15 protein-coding genes are annotated in these 15,704 nt (G+C 60.4%); 5 read left to right on the top strand and 10 right to left on the bottom strand.

All coding sequences use genetic code 11. The features are described from left to right. The first annotated feature begins 78 nt into the window (after nucleotides 1–78). From AB7M26_RS03425 to mdoH, 5 genes are all read left to right on the top strand, one after another. The gene (locus tag AB7M26_RS03425; protein WP_123499984.1) at nucleotides 79–1,008 is read left to right on the top strand and encodes an alpha/beta hydrolase; all 930 of its coding nucleotides are present in this window, start codon (nucleotides 79–81) and stop codon (nucleotides 1,006–1,008) included. 105 nt (nucleotides 1,009–1,113) lie between these two features. Continuing rightward, the gene (gene pip, locus AB7M26_RS03420; protein ID WP_008068824.1) at nucleotides 1,114–2,085 is read left to right on the top strand and encodes a prolyl aminopeptidase; all 972 of its coding nucleotides are present in this window, start codon (nucleotides 1,114–1,116) and stop codon (nucleotides 2,083–2,085) included. Next, nucleotides 2,082–2,519: a D-aminoacyl-tRNA deacylase gene (gene dtd, locus AB7M26_RS03415; RefSeq protein ID WP_123499983.1), complete on the top strand. Its 438-nt coding sequence runs from the start codon at nucleotides 2,082–2,084 to the stop codon at nucleotides 2,517–2,519. Before pip ends, dtd begins: the two co-directional genes overlap by 4 nt. Before the next feature lie 321 nt (nucleotides 2,520–2,840). Next, the gene (locus AB7M26_RS03410) at nucleotides 2,841–4,646 is read left to right on the top strand and encodes a glucan biosynthesis protein G (RefSeq protein WP_123499981.1); all 1,806 of its coding nucleotides are present in this window, start codon (nucleotides 2,841–2,843) and stop codon (nucleotides 4,644–4,646) included. Next, nucleotides 4,639–7,209, top strand: coding sequence for a glucans biosynthesis glucosyltransferase MdoH (gene mdoH / locus AB7M26_RS03405; RefSeq protein ID WP_123499979.1), 2,571 nt, complete (start codon nucleotides 4,639–4,641; stop codon nucleotides 7,207–7,209). The genes AB7M26_RS03410 and mdoH overlap by 8 nt, the downstream gene beginning before the upstream one ends. A gap of 143 nt (nucleotides 7,210–7,352) precedes the next feature. Here mdoH and AB7M26_RS03400 read toward each other — a convergent pair whose 3' ends face one another. The 10 genes from AB7M26_RS03400 to ubiE all read right to left on the bottom strand — a co-directional run bounded on the left by AB7M26_RS03400 (nucleotide 7,353) and on the right by ubiE (nucleotide 15,550). Continuing rightward, nucleotides 7,353–9,269: a methyl-accepting chemotaxis protein gene (locus AB7M26_RS03400; RefSeq protein WP_429387917.1), complete on the bottom strand. Its 1,917-nt coding sequence runs from the start codon at nucleotides 9,267–9,269 to the stop codon at nucleotides 7,353–7,355. A gap of 220 nt (nucleotides 9,270–9,489) precedes the next feature. Continuing rightward, complete coding sequence (locus AB7M26_RS03395; RefSeq protein WP_008005066.1) at nucleotides 9,490–10,197, bottom strand: 16S rRNA (uracil(1498)-N(3))-methyltransferase; 708 nt, start codon at nucleotides 10,195–10,197, stop codon at nucleotides 9,490–9,492. Continuing rightward, the gene (gene tatC / locus AB7M26_RS03390) at nucleotides 10,194–10,988 is read right to left on the bottom strand and encodes a twin-arginine translocase subunit TatC (RefSeq protein WP_007899282.1); all 795 of its coding nucleotides are present in this window, start codon (nucleotides 10,986–10,988) and stop codon (nucleotides 10,194–10,196) included. Before tatC ends, AB7M26_RS03395 begins: the two co-directional genes overlap by 4 nt. Then, the gene (gene tatB, locus AB7M26_RS03385) at nucleotides 10,985–11,425 is read right to left on the bottom strand and encodes a Sec-independent protein translocase protein TatB (RefSeq protein ID WP_123499975.1); all 441 of its coding nucleotides are present in this window, start codon (nucleotides 11,423–11,425) and stop codon (nucleotides 10,985–10,987) included. The genes tatC and tatB overlap by 4 nt, the downstream gene beginning before the upstream one ends. 10 nt (nucleotides 11,426–11,435) lie before the next feature. Further along, complete coding sequence (locus AB7M26_RS03380) at nucleotides 11,436–11,714, bottom strand: twin-arginine translocase TatA/TatE family subunit (protein WP_123358799.1); 279 nt, start codon at nucleotides 11,712–11,714, stop codon at nucleotides 11,436–11,438. Between the two features lie 24 nt (nucleotides 11,715–11,738). Further along, the gene (locus AB7M26_RS03375) at nucleotides 11,739–12,071 is read right to left on the bottom strand and encodes a phosphoribosyl-ATP diphosphatase (RefSeq protein ID WP_007899279.1); all 333 of its coding nucleotides are present in this window, start codon (nucleotides 12,069–12,071) and stop codon (nucleotides 11,739–11,741) included. Next, nucleotides 12,064–12,465, bottom strand: a complete 402-nt coding sequence (gene hisI, locus AB7M26_RS03370; protein ID WP_007909357.1) for a phosphoribosyl-AMP cyclohydrolase — start codon at nucleotides 12,463–12,465, stop codon at nucleotides 12,064–12,066. Before hisI ends, AB7M26_RS03375 begins: the two co-directional genes overlap by 8 nt. A 90-nt stretch (nucleotides 12,466–12,555) precedes the next feature. Beyond that, nucleotides 12,556–14,160, bottom strand: coding sequence for a ubiquinone biosynthesis regulatory protein kinase UbiB (gene ubiB / locus AB7M26_RS03365; protein WP_123499973.1), 1,605 nt, complete (start codon nucleotides 14,158–14,160; stop codon nucleotides 12,556–12,558). Then, nucleotides 14,157–14,780, bottom strand: coding sequence for a ubiquinone biosynthesis accessory factor UbiJ (locus AB7M26_RS03360; protein WP_123499971.1), 624 nt, complete (start codon nucleotides 14,778–14,780; stop codon nucleotides 14,157–14,159). Before AB7M26_RS03360 ends, ubiB begins: the two co-directional genes overlap by 4 nt. Then, the gene (gene ubiE / locus AB7M26_RS03355) at nucleotides 14,780–15,550 is read right to left on the bottom strand and encodes a bifunctional demethylmenaquinone methyltransferase/2-methoxy-6-polyprenyl-1,4-benzoquinol methylase UbiE (RefSeq protein ID WP_123499969.1); all 771 of its coding nucleotides are present in this window, start codon (nucleotides 15,548–15,550) and stop codon (nucleotides 14,780–14,782) included. Before ubiE ends, AB7M26_RS03360 begins: the two co-directional genes overlap by 1 nt. Nucleotides 15,551–15,704 lie beyond the last annotated feature (154 nt).

Raw genomic sequence — 15,704 nt, 5'->3', positions numbered from 1 at the left:
TCGCGGGCAAGCCACGCTCCCACAGGATTTGCATCGTTCAAATTTTTTGATTCCCTCTATTTGGCTGGCTGCAGGCTCATGGCTCCTTATCCACTCTCTGAACAGATGGCGGCTTTCGTCGAGAAAACCCTCAGCTTCAACAGCACCGACAGCAGCCTCCCCGGTTTGCGTCAGGCCTACAGCGAGATGTGCCGGGCGTTTACCCCACCGCATCCTGCGGGGCTTGAGGTGGCCGACTTTCAATTGGCAGGCGTTGCCGTGCGCTCCTGGCAACCACCGGCCACGCCGCCGACCAACGGTTGGCCGTGCATTGTGTACTTGCACGGCGGTGGTTGGGTGGTGGGGGATCTGGACTCCCACGCCTTCATCTGTGCCGAACTGGCGTCGGTGCTCGGCGTGCTGGTGATCGCCGTCGATTATCGGTTGGCGCCGGAGCATCCATTTCCAGCGGCGTTCGATGACTGCCTGAGTGTCTGGCGCACGCTGCGTACGGGACCGTTTCGGCTCGACCCTGCGCGCACCCTGGTGGCAGGCGACAGTGCTGGCGGCAACCTTGCCGCCGCGTTGTGCCTCGCTTTACGCGATGCCGACGAGCCTATGCCGTGCGCGCAAGTTCTGATCTATCCGGGACTGGGCGGCGATCACCGATTGCCGTCACGCAGCGAATGCGCCGATGCGCCATTGCTCAGCAGCAGTGACCTGGATTGTTATCTCGCGTTGTATTTGGGTGGTAGCCGACAACCGGGTGCCTATGCGATGCCCTTGCTCGCCGACGATTTCAGCGGTCTGCCACCGGCGTTGATCGCCGTGGCGCAGTTCGACCCGCTGCACGATGACGGCGTGCTTTACGCCGAGCGACTCAACGCAGCTGGCGTGGGCGCAACACTTTATTACGGGGAAGGACTGGTTCACGGCTGTTTGCGGGCGCGGGGGCAGGTCGCCGAGGTCGACCGGCTCTATGAAACCCTGCTCGGCTATTTGGCTGAGACGACGGCTGACAAACTCTGACGCTGCAAGGGGCATGCTCATTGACGTAATTCGGGTTTATGATGCCGGACGGCAGAATAATAGAAGTCCCCCCAGGGATGACCTCGACCCCTTACGGAGCGCGCAATGCAGACTTTGTACCCGCAGATCAAACCCCACGCCCGGCACGATCTGGCCGTCGATAAAACCCACACGCTGTATGTCGACGAAAGCGGTTCGCCGGAAGGTTTGCCGGTGGTGTTCATCCACGGCGGCCCCGGCGCCGGGTGTGATGCCCAGAGCCGCCGGTATTTTGATCCGAACCTGTATCGCATTGTCACTTTCGACCAGCGTGGTTGCGGTCGCTCCACCCCCCACGCCAGCCTGGAAAACAACACCACCTGGGATCTGGTCGCTGACCTGGAGCGGATTCGCAAGCACCTTGGCATCGACAAATGGGTGCTGTTCGGCGGCTCCTGGGGTTCGACCCTGGCCCTGGCCTACGCACAAACCCACCCGGAACGCGTGCACGGTTTGATTCTGCGCGGGATTTTTCTCTGCCGTCCCCAGGAAATCGAGTGGTTCTACCAGTGTGGCGCCAGTCGTTTGTTTCCCGATTACTGGCAGGACTACATCGCGCCGATCCCTCAGGACGAACGCCATGACTTACTGTCGGCGTTCCACAAACGCCTGGTCGGCAACGATCAGATCGCCCAGATGCACGCGGCCAAGGCCTGGTCCATGTGGGAAGGGCGCACTGCGACCCTGCGGCCGAATCCGCTGGTGGTCGACCGCTTCTCCGAGCCTCAGCGTGCGTTGTCCATCGCCCGTATCGAGTGCCACTACTTCACCAACAATGCTTTCCTGGAGCCGAACCAGTTGATTCGCGACATGGCCAAGATCGCCCACCTGCCCGGCGTCATCGTCCATGGTCGCTACGACGTGATCTGTCCGTTGGACAACGCCTGGGAACTGCATCAGGCCTGGCCGAACAGCGAATTGCAGGTGATTCGCGACGCCGGCCATGCGGCGTCCGAAACAGGTATTACGGATGCCTTGGTACGCGCCGCCGATCTGATGGCCCGTCGTATGCTCGACTTGTCGCCTGACGAAGCATGAAGGGCCTGCTACAACGCGTGCGTGGCGCGCGAGTCGAGGTTGCGGGAGAGGTGGTTGGCGCGATAGATCAGGGGTTGCTGGTGCTGGTGGCGGTCGAGCCCGACGATACGCGGACCAGCGCCGACAAACTTCTGCATAAACTGCTTAACTATCGAGTATTCAGCGACGCCGAGGGCAAGATGAATCTGTCCCTGGCGGACGTAGGCGGCGGGTTGCTGCTGGTCTCGCAGTTCACCCTGGCAGCTGACACCAAAAACGGGTTGCGCCCAAGTTTTTCGACTGCGGCTCCTCCAGGTTTGGGTGAGGAGCTGTTCGACTATCTAACAGGTAAAGCGAAACAGATGCATGGCACTGTGGCATCAGGTAGATTCGGCGCGGATATGCAGGTGCATCTGGTCAATGATGGCCCGGTAACCTTCCTGTTACAGACGTGAAAGCGCTTGAAACATCTTTTTAAGTGCATTTCGACTGAAAAACGAGGCTTTTCCCGATAAATACTTGGTTCCACCTGATGCGTTGTAACGCGGCCTGCTAGATAATCGCGCGCTACGGGGATCAGCGTTCGTTGGTCCGTTTTGACTTAGGTAGAGACTTGTCCGAGACCTGTTGGGGAATCATTTTGCCCCATAGGAGTCGGAACAATGCTCGCCAACTTGGCAAGAGTCGTTCGCAGGGTCGGTTTTTTTCCACCGCACACCGTGCTGGCACTTTAACTGGCCGTTGGTTTTTTGATCTGTTTTCGGCGAGGGTTGCTCGTGATTGTTAGTCCCTGTAATGCACCAAAATTGTCTGCCAAACGGTTTCGAAGCGCTCTGGTAGCAGGCTCTGCACTGCTCTGCCTGTTCAGCGCCGGCCAACTTTGGGCATTCAATCTGGATGACGTATCGGTCAAGGCAAAAGAGTTGGCCGGGCAAAAGTACGAAGCCCCGCGCAGTAACCTGCCGAATGAATTTCGCGAGATGAAATTCGCGGACTATCAAAAAATCCGGTTCCTCACGGAAAAAGCCGAATGGGCGAACCAGAAAACCCCCTTCAAGCTGTCGTTCTATCACCAGGGCATGCACTTCGATACGCCGGTGAAAATCAACGAAATCACGGCCAACACCGTCGAAGAGATCAAATACGACCCAAGTCGTTTCGATTTCGGCGACGTGAAGTTCGATCCTAAAGCCACCGAACAGCTGGGCTATGCCGGTTTCCGTGTGCTGTACCCGATCAACAAGGCCGACAAGCAAGACGAAATCATGACCATGCTTGGCGCGAGCTACTTCCGCGTCATCGGCAAGGGGCAGACCTACGGGCTCTCCGCTCGCGGCATGGCCATCGATACCGCGTTGCCGTCCGGCGAAGAGTTCCCGCGCTTCACCGAGTTCTGGATTCAACAGCCGAAGCCGGGCGACAAGCATCTGGTGATCTTCGCCCTGCTGGATTCACCGCGTGCCACCGGTGCCTATCGCCTGACCCTGCGTCCAGGCAGCGACACGGTCGTCGACGTCAAAGCCAAGATGTTCCTGCGTGACAAAGTCACCAAGCTCGGCGTTGCGCCGTTGACCAGCATGTTCCTGTTCGGCGCCAACCAGCCGTCGAAAGTGCTGAACTACCGTCGCGAGCTGCACGATTCCAGCGGCCTTTCGATCCATGCCGGCAACGGCGAATGGATCTGGCGCCCACTGAACAATCCGAAACACCTGGCGGTGAGCAACTTCTCGATCGAGAACCCGCGCGGTTTCGGCTTGCTGCAACGTGGCCGTGACTTCAGTCACTACGAAGACCTCGATGACCGCTACGACAAGCGCCCAAGTGCCTGGATCGAACCGAAAGGCGATTGGGGCAAAGGCTCCGTCGATCTGGTAGAGATTCCTACGGCCGACGAAACCAACGACAATATCGTCGCTTTCTGGAGCCCGGAAAAACTGCCTGAGCCTGGCCAGTCCCTGGACGTTGCCTACCGCATGCACTGGACCATCGACGAAGCCTCCCTGCATTCGCCGGACAGCGCCTGGGTTCAACAGACCCTGCGTTCCACGGGTGACGTCAAGCAGTCGAACCTGATTCGTCAGCCGGACGGCAGCGTGGCCTATCTGGTGGATTTCCAAGGCCCGTCCCTGCAAGTGCTGCCGGAAGATGCTGAAGTGCGCAGCCAGGTGAGCGTTGGTGACAACGCAGAACTGGTTGAGAACAGCGTCCGTTACAACCCTGAAACCAAGGGCTGGCGCCTGACTTTGCGGATGAAGATCAAGGATCCGGGCAAGGCCACCGAAATGCGCGCTGCGCTGGTCAAGAACATCACGCCTGCCGAGGCGCTCAAGACCGCTGCGCCAGCGTCCAGTTCTTCCGTTGCCAAGGCCGACAAGATTGCCGCCCGCCAGCAAGAGAAGAAGGACAAGGAAGCCAAGCAGGCTGAATCACAAGCCCTGCAAGTCAAGGATACCAAGGACAAGGACAACAAAGACGCCAAGCAGCCTGTCGCTGCCCAAGCGGCCCCAGCCACAACGGAATCGGCACCGACTGAACAAGTCCTGACCGAGACCTGGAGCTATCAGTTGCCCGCCGATGAGTAATTCACACGTACAGCCACAAACGCTTGCCGAGTACCTGGCGCATTTGCCGATGAGCGACGAGCAGCGCGCGGAACTCGCGGGCTGCAAGTCTTTCAGTGAACTGCACGAACGTCTGTCGTCCTCGACGTTCGACGCGCCAACCGATGCTGCTCAAGCCTCGGTTGGCCGGCGCCTGACCCTGAACTCCGCCGAAGAACTGGCGGACGCGGAAATGCTGGTGCTCGACGCCAGTGGTCGGGTTTGCCTGAAGGCAACCCCACCGATCCGTCGGACCAAAGTCGTGCCCGAGCCGTGGCGCACCAACATTCTGGTGCGTGGCTGGCGTCGGCTGACCGGTCGCACCAATCCGCCGGCCCCACCGAAGGATGAGAACGTGCTGCCGGCGGCTCGCTGGCGCACCGTCGGTTCGATCCGACGCTACATTCTTCTGGTGCTGATGCTCGGTCAGACGATCGTCGCCGGCTGGTACATGAAAGGCATCATGCCGTACCAGGGCTGGTCGTTCGTCGATCTTGAAGAAGTCCTGCATCAACCTCTGACCCAAACCGCCACGCAAGTGCTGCCATATGCCTTGCAAACCAGCATTCTGATTATGTTCGGGATTCTGTTCTGCTGGGTCTCGGCCGGTTTCTGGACTGCGCTGATGGGCTTCCTCGAGCTGATCACCGGTCGTGACAAGTACCGCATTTCCGGCGCCAGCGCCGGCAACGAGCCGATCGCCAAGGACGCACGCACTGCACTGGTGATGCCGATCTGCAACGAAGACGTGCCGCGGGTGTTCGCTGGTTTGCGGGCGACCTTCGAATCGGTTGCGGCCTCGGGTAACCTGGATCGCTTCGACTTTTTCGTACTCAGCGACAGTAACGACGCCGATATCTGCGTTGCCGAGCAGCAGGCCTGGCTGGACGTTTGCCGTGAAGGCAAAGGCTTCGGCAAGATCTTCTATCGTCGCCGCCGTCGCCGCGTAAAACGTAAAAGCGGCAACCTCGACGACTTCTGCCGTCGTTGGGGTGGTGACTACAAGTACATGGTCGTGCTCGACGCCGACAGCGTGATGAGCGGCGAATGCCTGAGCAGTCTGGTGCGCCTGATGGAAGCCACGCCGGACGCCGGGATCATCCAGACCGCGCCGCGTGCGTCGGGTATGGACACCCTTTATGCGCGTATGCAGCAGTTCGCCACCCGTGTGTACGGTCCGTTGTTCACCGCCGGCCTGCACTTCTGGCAGTTGGGCGAATCCCACTATTGGGGTCACAACGCGATCATCCGCATGAAGCCGTTCATCGAGCACTGCGCCCTGGCGCCGTTGCCCGGTAAAGGCGCGTTTGCCGGTGCGATTCTGTCCCACGACTTCGTCGAAGCTGCGCTGATGCGCCGTGCCGGCTGGGGCGTATGGATTGCCTACGACTTGCCGGGCAGCTACGAAGAACTACCGCCGAACCTGCTGGACGAACTCAAGCGTGACCGTCGCTGGTGCCACGGTAACCTGATGAACTTCCGGCTGTTCCTGGTAAAAGGCATGCACCCGGTGCACCGTGCGGTGTTCCTGACCGGCGTGATGTCGTACCTGTCTGCGCCGTTGTGGTTCTTGTTCCTGGTGTTGTCGACGGCCTTGCTGGCGGTCAACACGTTGATGGAGCCGCAATACTTCCTGGAACCGCGTCAGCTCTATCCACTGTGGCCACAATGGCAGCCGGACAAGGCAATTGCGTTGTTCTCGACGACCATCGTGCTGCTGTTCCTGCCGAAGTTGCTGAGCATCATCCTGATCTGGGCCAAGGGCGCGAAAGAGTTCGGTGGCAAGTTCAAGGTGACGCTGTCGATGCTGCTGGAGATGTTGTTCTCCATGCTGCTGGCGCCGGTGCGGATGATCTTCCACACCCGTTTCGTACTCGCCGCGTTCCTCGGCTGGGCCGCGACCTGGAACTCACCGCAACGTGACGATGACTCCACGCCGTGGAGTGAAGCGGTCAAGCGCCACGGCCCGCAAACCTTGCTGGGCTTCTTCTGGGCCCTGTTGGTGATCTGGCTGAACCCGAGCTTCCTGTGGTGGCTGGTGCCGATCGTCGGTTCGCTGATGTTGTCGATCCCGGTATCGGTGATCTCCAGTCGCGTCGGCCTGGGCCTGAAGTCCCGTGACGAAAGCCTGTTCCTGATTCCTGAGGAATATGCCCCGCCACAGGAATTGCTGGCGACCGATCAGTACACCCACGAAAACCGTTGGCATGCACTGAACGACGGCTTCGTCCGGTCGGTGGTCGATCCTCAGCAGAACGCTTTGGCGTGTGCGCTGGCGACGTCTCGTCACCGTCAGGCCGAGCCGATCGAATGGTTGCGCATCGAGCGGGTTCGCCATGCGATGAAGGTCGGGCCTGCCGGGCTGACCAACGACGAGCGCGTGGCCCTGCTGAGTGATCCGGTGGCACTGGGTCGCTTGCATGAGCAAGTCTGGAACGAAGGCCACGCCGAGTGGCTGCAAGCCTGGCGCACATCGGTGGATGCCGATCCTCATGCGCCGCTGTTGCCGCTCAAGCCTGTGAGCGTGCAGCCTCAATTGGCATAACGAAAACCCCGCGAAAGCGGGGTTTTTTTTGGGCTGATGATCTGACTGAGCACAACTTTGTGTTCGGCGCGGATCCTGTGGGAGCGGGCTTGCCCGCGATGGCATCACCCCGGTTTCAAGCGAACCGGGATGCCCGCATCAGCTCAGGCCTTGAACCGCCCCACCAGCATCTGCAAATGCGTCCCCAGCCGCGCCAGCTCAACGCTGGAGGCCGCGGTTTCTTCACTGGCTGCCGAGGTCTGCTCGGACACATCACGCACGTTCAGCACGCTGCGGTTGATCTCTTCAGCCACGGCGCTCTGTTGCTCGGCAGCGGCGGCGATCTGCTGGTTCATTGACTGGATCGCCGATACGGTTCGAGTGATGCTTTCCAGCGAGCCACCGGCGCGGCGGGTCAGTTCGACACTGCTGTCAGTCAGGCTGCGGCTGTTGTCCATGATGGTCGCGACTTGCTGAGTGCCGGTTTGCAGGCCGACGATCAACTCTTCGATTTCTTCGGTGGACTTCTGGGTGCGTTGGGCCAAGCTGCGGACTTCGTCAGCGACCACCGCAAAACCGCGCCCGGCTTCACCGGCGCGGGCGGCTTCGATGGCGGCATTGAGCGCCAGCAGGTTGGTTTGCTGGGCCACGGACTTGATCACATCGAGCACGCTGCCGATCTTGTCGCTTTCGCGTTTCAGATCGCCCATGGCGGCGGTCGAGTTGCCGACTTCGACGGCCAGGCGCTCGATCTGGGCGATGGCTTCGCCGACCACTCTGTCACCTTCGCGGGCTTGTTGGTCGGCGGCGATGGCAGCTTCGGACGCTTCCTCGGCGTTGCGCGCGACTTCCTGCACAGTGGCGGTCATTTCGTGCATGGCGGTGGCCACCTGATCGGTCTCGACCTTCTGGCTGTTGACCCCGGCGCTGGTCTGCTCGGTGACGGCGGACAGCTCTTCAGCGGCGCTGGCGATTTGGGTCACGCCATCGCTGATGCCACCGATCAGTTCTCGCAGGCCCAGGGTCATGCTTTGCATGGCGCGCTGTAGCTGACCCAGTTCGTCCTGACGTTCTGAAATGAGATTGTGAGTCAGGTCGCCCGCGGCGACACGCTCGGCCACTTTGAGGGTCTGGCTCAGGGGAATGACGATCTGGCGTGTGATGGCCCAGGCTGCGAACAAACCAAAGGCCGACGCCAGGACGGTGGCCAACAGCAGCAGGTTTTTTGCATGTGCCGCATCGGTGTCACGTGCGACGGTTTGCGAGACAGTGAGCTTTTTGCTGACGTCCAACAGAATGTCGCCTTGCGCGCTCATGCGTTTGAGGGCGGCAGCGCTGGCGACCTGGGAGTCGCGGAATTGGCTGACCGCCGCGCGATAGGCTTTGAGCGAGTCGGTCGCTTGTTGCAGGTTGGCGATGTGTTGTTCCGGCAGTTTAGACGGCAGGCTTTCGAGGTTTTTCAGAGCATTGCCGATGGCGTCCAGCGCTGGCTGCTCGGCTTCGGGCTTGCCGCTGTAGGTGTAGCCGCGTACCTGGAAACGCGCTTGCTGGATCAGTTTGCTCAGGTCGATCACGCTGTTGAACTGGGCGACACTGTCGCCTTGCAGCAGGGATTTTTCGACTTCAGCGACCCGGGCCACAGCGTTATCGGCAGTGGCGCCCAATTTGCTGCGAGCATCTTCGCGGGTGGCGGTGGCCTGAGTCATATCAGCGAAGGCGCGTTTGTACTCGCTGACTGCGGCCAATTGCTGGTCGATCATGGCCACGTCGGCAGGCTGTTCGATCAGCGTACGGGCGGTTTTCAGGCCGGTATCGAGTTGACCGATCAGCTCGTTGACGGCGCCCGGGCCTTGTTCGCCACGGCGCATGTCGTAATCCAGGCGGGCGAGACGCAGGTCTTTGGTCAGCTCATTGAGGCTGGAAATAAACCCTAGCGTATCGCCACGGCTGATCACACCGCTCAGGCCGGTCCAGCCGGTGAAGGTGATCAACAAGGTCAGAAGCAGCACCAGACCGAAGCCGACACCCAGTTTGCGATTGACGCTTACATTTCCCAGTTTCTCGGCCAGCCATCGGTACATGCTGCTACTCCCTCGGACCATTAATCGGTTTTATGGGAACTGTATCGGCCGGCTGGCAGGGATCTGTAGTGGAGTAACCACTTGTGGCGAGGGAGCTTGCTCCCGTTTGGGCGCGAAGCGGCCAGCGCTTTTTATCAGCAAGACCGCATTCACCGGTTTTACGACTGCTTCGCAGCCGAGCGGGAGCAAGCTCCCTCGCCACAGGTAGGGGTGTTTGACGTTAAAACAAACGAGAAAGCAGCGCGGTAACGGCAGTTTCAACCCGCAGGATGCGGTCACCAAGTTGCACCGGTTGCAGGCCAGCCTTGCCCAGCAAGTCGATTTCGTAGGGAATCCAGCCGCCTTCGGGGCCGATAGCCAGGGTCACTGGCTCGTCCAGGCCGCGAGGGCAGGGTGGGTAGTTACCGGGATGACCGACCAGGCCGAGGGTGCCTTCGGTAATGGCCGGCAGACGGTCTTCGACAAAGGGCTTGAAACGCTTCTCGATGACGACCTCTGGCAGCACGCTGTCGCGGGCTTGTTCAAGACCCAGGATCAATTGCTCGCGAATCGCCTCGGGCTCCAGGAACGGGGTTTGCCAGAAACTCTTCTCGACGCGATAGCTGTTCACCAGCACGATGCGCGGCACACCCATGGCGGCCACGGTCTGAAACACTCGGCGGAGCATTTTCGGTCGCGGCAAAGCCAGCACCAAAGTCAGAGGCAGCTTGGCCGGTGGCGGCTGGTCGAGGGTGACGCGCAACTCGGCTTCATCGGCGTCCAGGCGCAGCAACTCGGCCGAGCCCATCAAGCCGCCGATACGCCCGACTCGCAGGCTGTCGCCGACCACCGAGCGGTGGACTTCCTGCATGTGGGTCAACCGGCGATCGCGCAAGATCGCCCGGTCGGCCGCAATGAAGTCGGCCTCTTCGAGGAGCAGCAGGTTCACGCTTGGGTCGCTGGCGGCTGGTCGTTGTGATCGTCAGCCGGCTGATCGTCCGGGTGCTCGCCACGCTTGCTGATCAGGCTGCCGAACAGGATGCCGATCTCGAACAGCAACCACATCGGTACAGCCAGCAGCGTCTGCGAGAAGATGTCCGGCGGCGTCAGGATCATGCCGACCACGAAGCAGCCAATGATCACATAAGGGCGGATTTTCTTCAGGTAGGCGACGTTGACCACGCCGATCCATACCAGCAGCACCACAGCTACCGGAATCTCGAACGCCACGCCGAAGGCGAAGAACAGCGTCATGACGAAATCGAGGTAGCTGGTGATGTCGGTCATCATTTCCACGCCGGCCGGGGTGGCGGCGGCGAAGAACTTGAAGATCAGCGGGAACACCAGGAAATAGGCGAAGGCCATGCCGGTGTAGAACAGCAGAATGCTGGAGACCAGCAATGGCACTGCGATGCGCTTCTCATGCTTGTACAGGCCCGGTGCGATAAAGCCCCAGATCTGGTGCAGGATCACCGGGATCGCCAGGAACAGCGAGACCATCATGGTTAGTTTCAGCGGCGTCAGGAACGGCGACGACACGTCGGTGGCGATCATCGTCGCGCCGGCCGGCAGGTACTGGCGCAGCGGCGTGGAGACGAAGGTGTAGATCTGCTGGGTGAAGGCGAACAGCCCGGCAAAAATGATGAACACCGCCACGACACAACGCAGCAGGCGAGTGCGCAACTCGGTGAGGTGCGAAACCAGCGGCATGTGCTGGTCGTTTTCGGGGAGATCGCTCATGGGGCTCGCGGCGGCAATGTTGGGTCATGAGGGGCTGGCGCAACAGGCGTAGCCGCGGGAGGAGTCGGTTCTACAGGCGCAACAACCGGTACGGTTTCAACGGCTTTCACCGTTTCAGTCGGCATAACCTCGGCGGTTGGCGCATGAATCGTCTGCGTCGCCACAGGTTCCACCGGCGTCGGCTCCTGTTGAGTCGGCGTGAAGATCTTCCGCGCCTCCTGCTCCAGGGACAGAATGTGCTCGTTGTGCAGTTGCCGGCGAATCTCGTCGGCACCGATTTCACGTTCAACTTCCTGTTTGATCGCGTTGAAGCTGCGCTTCAGCCGCCCGACCCACAGGCCGGCGGTGCGCGCAGCACCCGGCAGACGCTCGGGGCCCAGCACCAGCAGGGCGACGAGGCCGACGAGCAGCAGTTCAGAGAAGCTGATACCAAACATTAGTCAGTGCTCACGAGTCTTTGCGGATCGGCTCTTCGACTTTTTGCGCCTGCACGTCGATGGTGTGCGGCGGGTTCACGGACTGTGTGGTCTGTGGCTGAACAGGTGGAACCGGTTGGGCCGGGGTCGCTGTCGGGTCGGCCGGTTTCTCGTCGTCGTTCATGGCTTTACGAAAGCCCTTGATCGACTCGCCCACGTCAGTGCCGAGGTTTTTCAGTTTCTTGGTGCCGAACACCAGCACCACGACAACCAGGATGACGATCCAGTGTTTCCAGTCAAAAATGCCCATGTTGCGTTCCTCTCTAATAGTTGTTCAGGCGGACGGGCGAGAGGCTTTCTCGGCGTGTCCGGACAGACCGAAGCGACGATCCAGTTCATCGAGCACAGCCTGTGGATGCTGCCCCAACTGGGCGAGCATGACCATGCTGTGGAACCACAAATCGGCGGTCTCGTAGATCACATCGCTGCAGTCACCGCTGATGGCGGCATCCTTGGCGGCAATGATGGTTTCGACCGACTCTTCGCCGACTTTTTCCAGAATCTTGTTCAAACCCTTGTGGTACAGGCTGGCGACATACGAGCTATCGGCGGCGGCGCCTTTGCGCTCTTCCAGTACTTGAGCCAGACGGGTCAAAGTGTCACTCATGTTTGTGTCCTGCGGAATAGATAGCGTGCGGGTCTTTCAGCACCGGGTCGACGGTTTTCCAGTCGCCGTTTTCGAAGACGCGATAGAAGCAGCTCTGACGGCCTGTATGGCAGGCGATGTCGCCGATCTGCTCAACCATCAGGATGATCACGTCAGCGTCACAGTCCAGGCGCATCTCATGCAGGGTTTGCACATGGCCGGACTCTTCGCCCTTGCGCCACAGCTTGCCACGGGAACGTGACCAGTAAATGGCACGGTTCTCGGCGGCGGTCAATTCCAGTGCTTCGCGGTTCATCCAGGCCATCATCAGGACGCGTCCGGTCTTGTGATCCTGGGCAATCGCCGGCACCAGGCCGTCGGCGTCCCACTTGATCTCGTCCAGCCAGTTTTTCATCTTCGACTCCGACGCGGGCTCTACTTCAATAGTTGAGGCCAATGTTCAAATTCAGCGTTCAAACAGTGTGCCAGCCGATCATCCAACTGGCTATCGGCGAACGACCAGATACAAGCCGACCGCCACCATGATTCCGGCGGGCCAGTGCCCCAGTTCGTTCAACGGGCCACCGGCGGCGAGTATCGTGCCACCCGCCAGGTGAGCGGTGCCGAGCAACCGCAGGAACCAGTCATCCTTGCGTTTGTGCCAAGGGGGAGGCGGGTCGTTGGCGTGGGGCTGGGACATGCGCTCGAGCAGGTCGCGGGCCATGTTGGCCAGGTGCGGGATCTGCTCGAACTGGCTCTGCACGTTACCTAACAAGGCTTTGGGGCTGACGCGTTCGCGCATCCAGCGTTCGAGGAACGGCTGGGCGGTGTTCCACAGATCGAGGTCCGGGTACAGCTGACGGCCCAGGCCTTCGATGTTCAACAGGGTTTTTTGCAGCAAGACCAACTGCGGCTGGACTTCCATGTTGAAACGTCGAGCGGTCTGGAACAGGCGCATCAGCACCTGGCCGAAGGAAATATCTTTTAACGGTTTTTCGAAGATCGGCTCGCACACGGTACGGATCGCTGCTTCGAATTCGTTGAGTTTGGTTTCCGCCGGCACCCAGCCCGAATCGATGTGCAACTGCGCGACACGCCGGTAATCACGCTTGAAGAACGCGAACAGGTTGCGCGCCAGATAGTCCTGGTCTTCCGGGGTCAGGCTGCCGACGATGCCGCAGTCGATCGCAATGTACTGCGGGCTCCACGGTTGCACGGTGCTGACGAAGATGTTGCCGGGGTGCATGTCGGCATGGAAGAAGCTGTCGCGGAACACCTGGGTGAAGAAGATCTCCACGCCGCGCTCGGCGAGCATTTTCATGTCGGTGCGCTGGTCGGCCAGGGTCGCGAGGTCGGTGACCTGAATCCCGTAGATGCGCTCCATCACCAGCACTTTCGGCCGGCACCAGTCCCAATAGACTTGCGGCACATACAGCAGCGGCGAGCCCTCGAAATTGCGCTTCAGCTGGCTGGCGTTAGCCGCCTCGCGCAGCAGGTCGAGTTCGTCGTAGATGGTTTTTTCGTAGTCGCTGACCACGTCTACCGGGTGCAGCAAGCGAGCGTCGGCCGAGAGTTTTTCCGCAGCGCGGGCAAGAATGAACAGCCATGCCAGGTCTTGGGCAATGATCGGTTTCAGCCCCGGGCGGATCACTTTGACGACGACTTCTTCGCCGGTTTTCAGCTGCGCGGCATGCACTTGTGCCACCGAAGCCGAGGCCAGCGGTTCGACGTCGAAGCGGCTGAAGACTTCACTGATTTTTTTGCCGAGCTGCTCTTCGATCAGCCGGACCGACACTTGCGAGTCGAACGGCGGCACGCGGTCCTGCAGCTTCATCAGTTCATCGGCGATGTCTTCGGGCAGCAGGTCGCGGCGCGTGGACAGGATTTGGCCGAACTTGATGAAAATCGGCCCCAGGTCCTGCAACGCCAGGCGCAGTCGCGCGCCACGGCTCAGGTCCAGTGTCTTGCGCGGAAACCAGCGCCACGGCAAGGCATAGCGCAGCGCCAGCAGAAACCAGGGCAATGGCAGGGCGAACAGCAGGTCATCGAGGCGGTAGCGAATCACAACGCGCTGGATGCGCAACAAACGGCGGACGGCAAGCAGCTTCATGCGTTATCGCTTGGGTCGAGGGATCGGAAAAGGCGCTCGAAACGCGCCTCGAGACGTTCCAGATCGAGCTTGATCTGGTCCAGTTCATTAAAACGGGCGTCAGCTTCGCGCTGACCGACGAGGGCGCGCGATTCTTCGGCCAGGTATTCGCCCAGGTTCTGGTTCAGGCTGGCGACCCCTTGCTGATACCAGCGTGCGCGACTGCGCAGGTGACCGCCGACCAGTTGCGTGGCCACAGGTCCCAGCCAGCGGGAGAGTTCGTACTCCCAATCCAGTTCAAGGTCCTGAAGGATCGCCGCCAGTTCCAGCAGCACGCCGCTGTCGCCGTCGAGTTCGACTTCTGGCGCATGCAGAACCGAAGTCTTGTCCTTGCTCGTCGCCAGTTTCAGCAGGCTTGAGGCCGGTGCGCGCAAGGTACAGTCGGCACCGGTTTCCCATTGGGAGGCGAGCATCAGGCCTTCATCGCTGGGCAGGATGAACAGTTGCAGCGCCGGGCTGCGGCAGTCGACGGCAATCACCCTGCCACTCAAATGCGCCAGCCGCGGCAGCGCCGTGCTGTCGAGACGCAGCACCCGGTTCAGGCCGAGCTCAACGCTGGCAAGCAGGCCGGCCAGCAGCATCAGGGCTTGATGCCGCGGTGCAGGGCGACGATGCCTGCGGTCATGTTGTGGTACGTCACGCGGTCGAAACCGGCTTCGACCATCATCGACTTCAGGGTTTCCTGATTCGGGTGCATGCGGATCGATTCGGCCAGGTAGCGATAGCTTTCCGAGTCGTTGGTGATCAGCTTGCCCATCAGCGGCATGAAGGCGAACGAGTAGGCGTCGTAGGCTTTGGACATAAGTGCGTTGGTCGGTTTGGAGAATTCCAGCACCAGCAAACGGCCGCCCGGTTTCAGTACGCGCAGCATCGAGCGCAGGGCGTCTTCTTTATGGGTAACGTTGCGCAGGCCGAAAGCGATGGTCACGCAATCGAAATGGTTGTCCGGGAACGGCAGCTTTTCAGCGTCGGCCTGGACGAATTCGACGTTGCCGGACACACCCAGATCCAGCAGGCGGTCACGACCGACCTTGAGCATGGATTCGTTGATGTCGGCCAGAACGACCTGGCCCGTCGGGCCAACGAGGTGCGAAAACTTTTTGGTCAGGTCGCCGGTGCCGCCGGCGATGTCCAGCACGCGGTTACCGGTGCGCACGCCCGACAGCTCGATCGCGAAGCGCTTCCACAGGCGGTGCATGCCGCCCGACAGGAGGTCGTTCATCAGGTCGTACTTGGCGGCTACCGAGTGGAAAACCTCAGCGACTTTTTCCGCTTTCTGGCTTTCCGGAACGTTTTTGAAGCCGAAGTGAGTGGTGGGTTCGGCATCGCTGCCTTTGCGCTGATCAGTCATATCGCTGTCACCAAAAGAGAATGCGGGACATTCTAATCCCGGTGGCCTGCTTTGTCTTGGCAAGGCTGAAGGTAAGATAGGCAACTACCGGGACGTTTTGACGCATGCAGGGTCAAGATGTCTTGAGCAAGTCACGATAAAGCAGGAGTCATTC

The sequence above is a fragment of the Pseudomonas sp. F-14 TE3482 genome, assembly GCF_053629455.1.
This window is presented reverse-complemented; position numbering and strand designations above follow the sequence as displayed.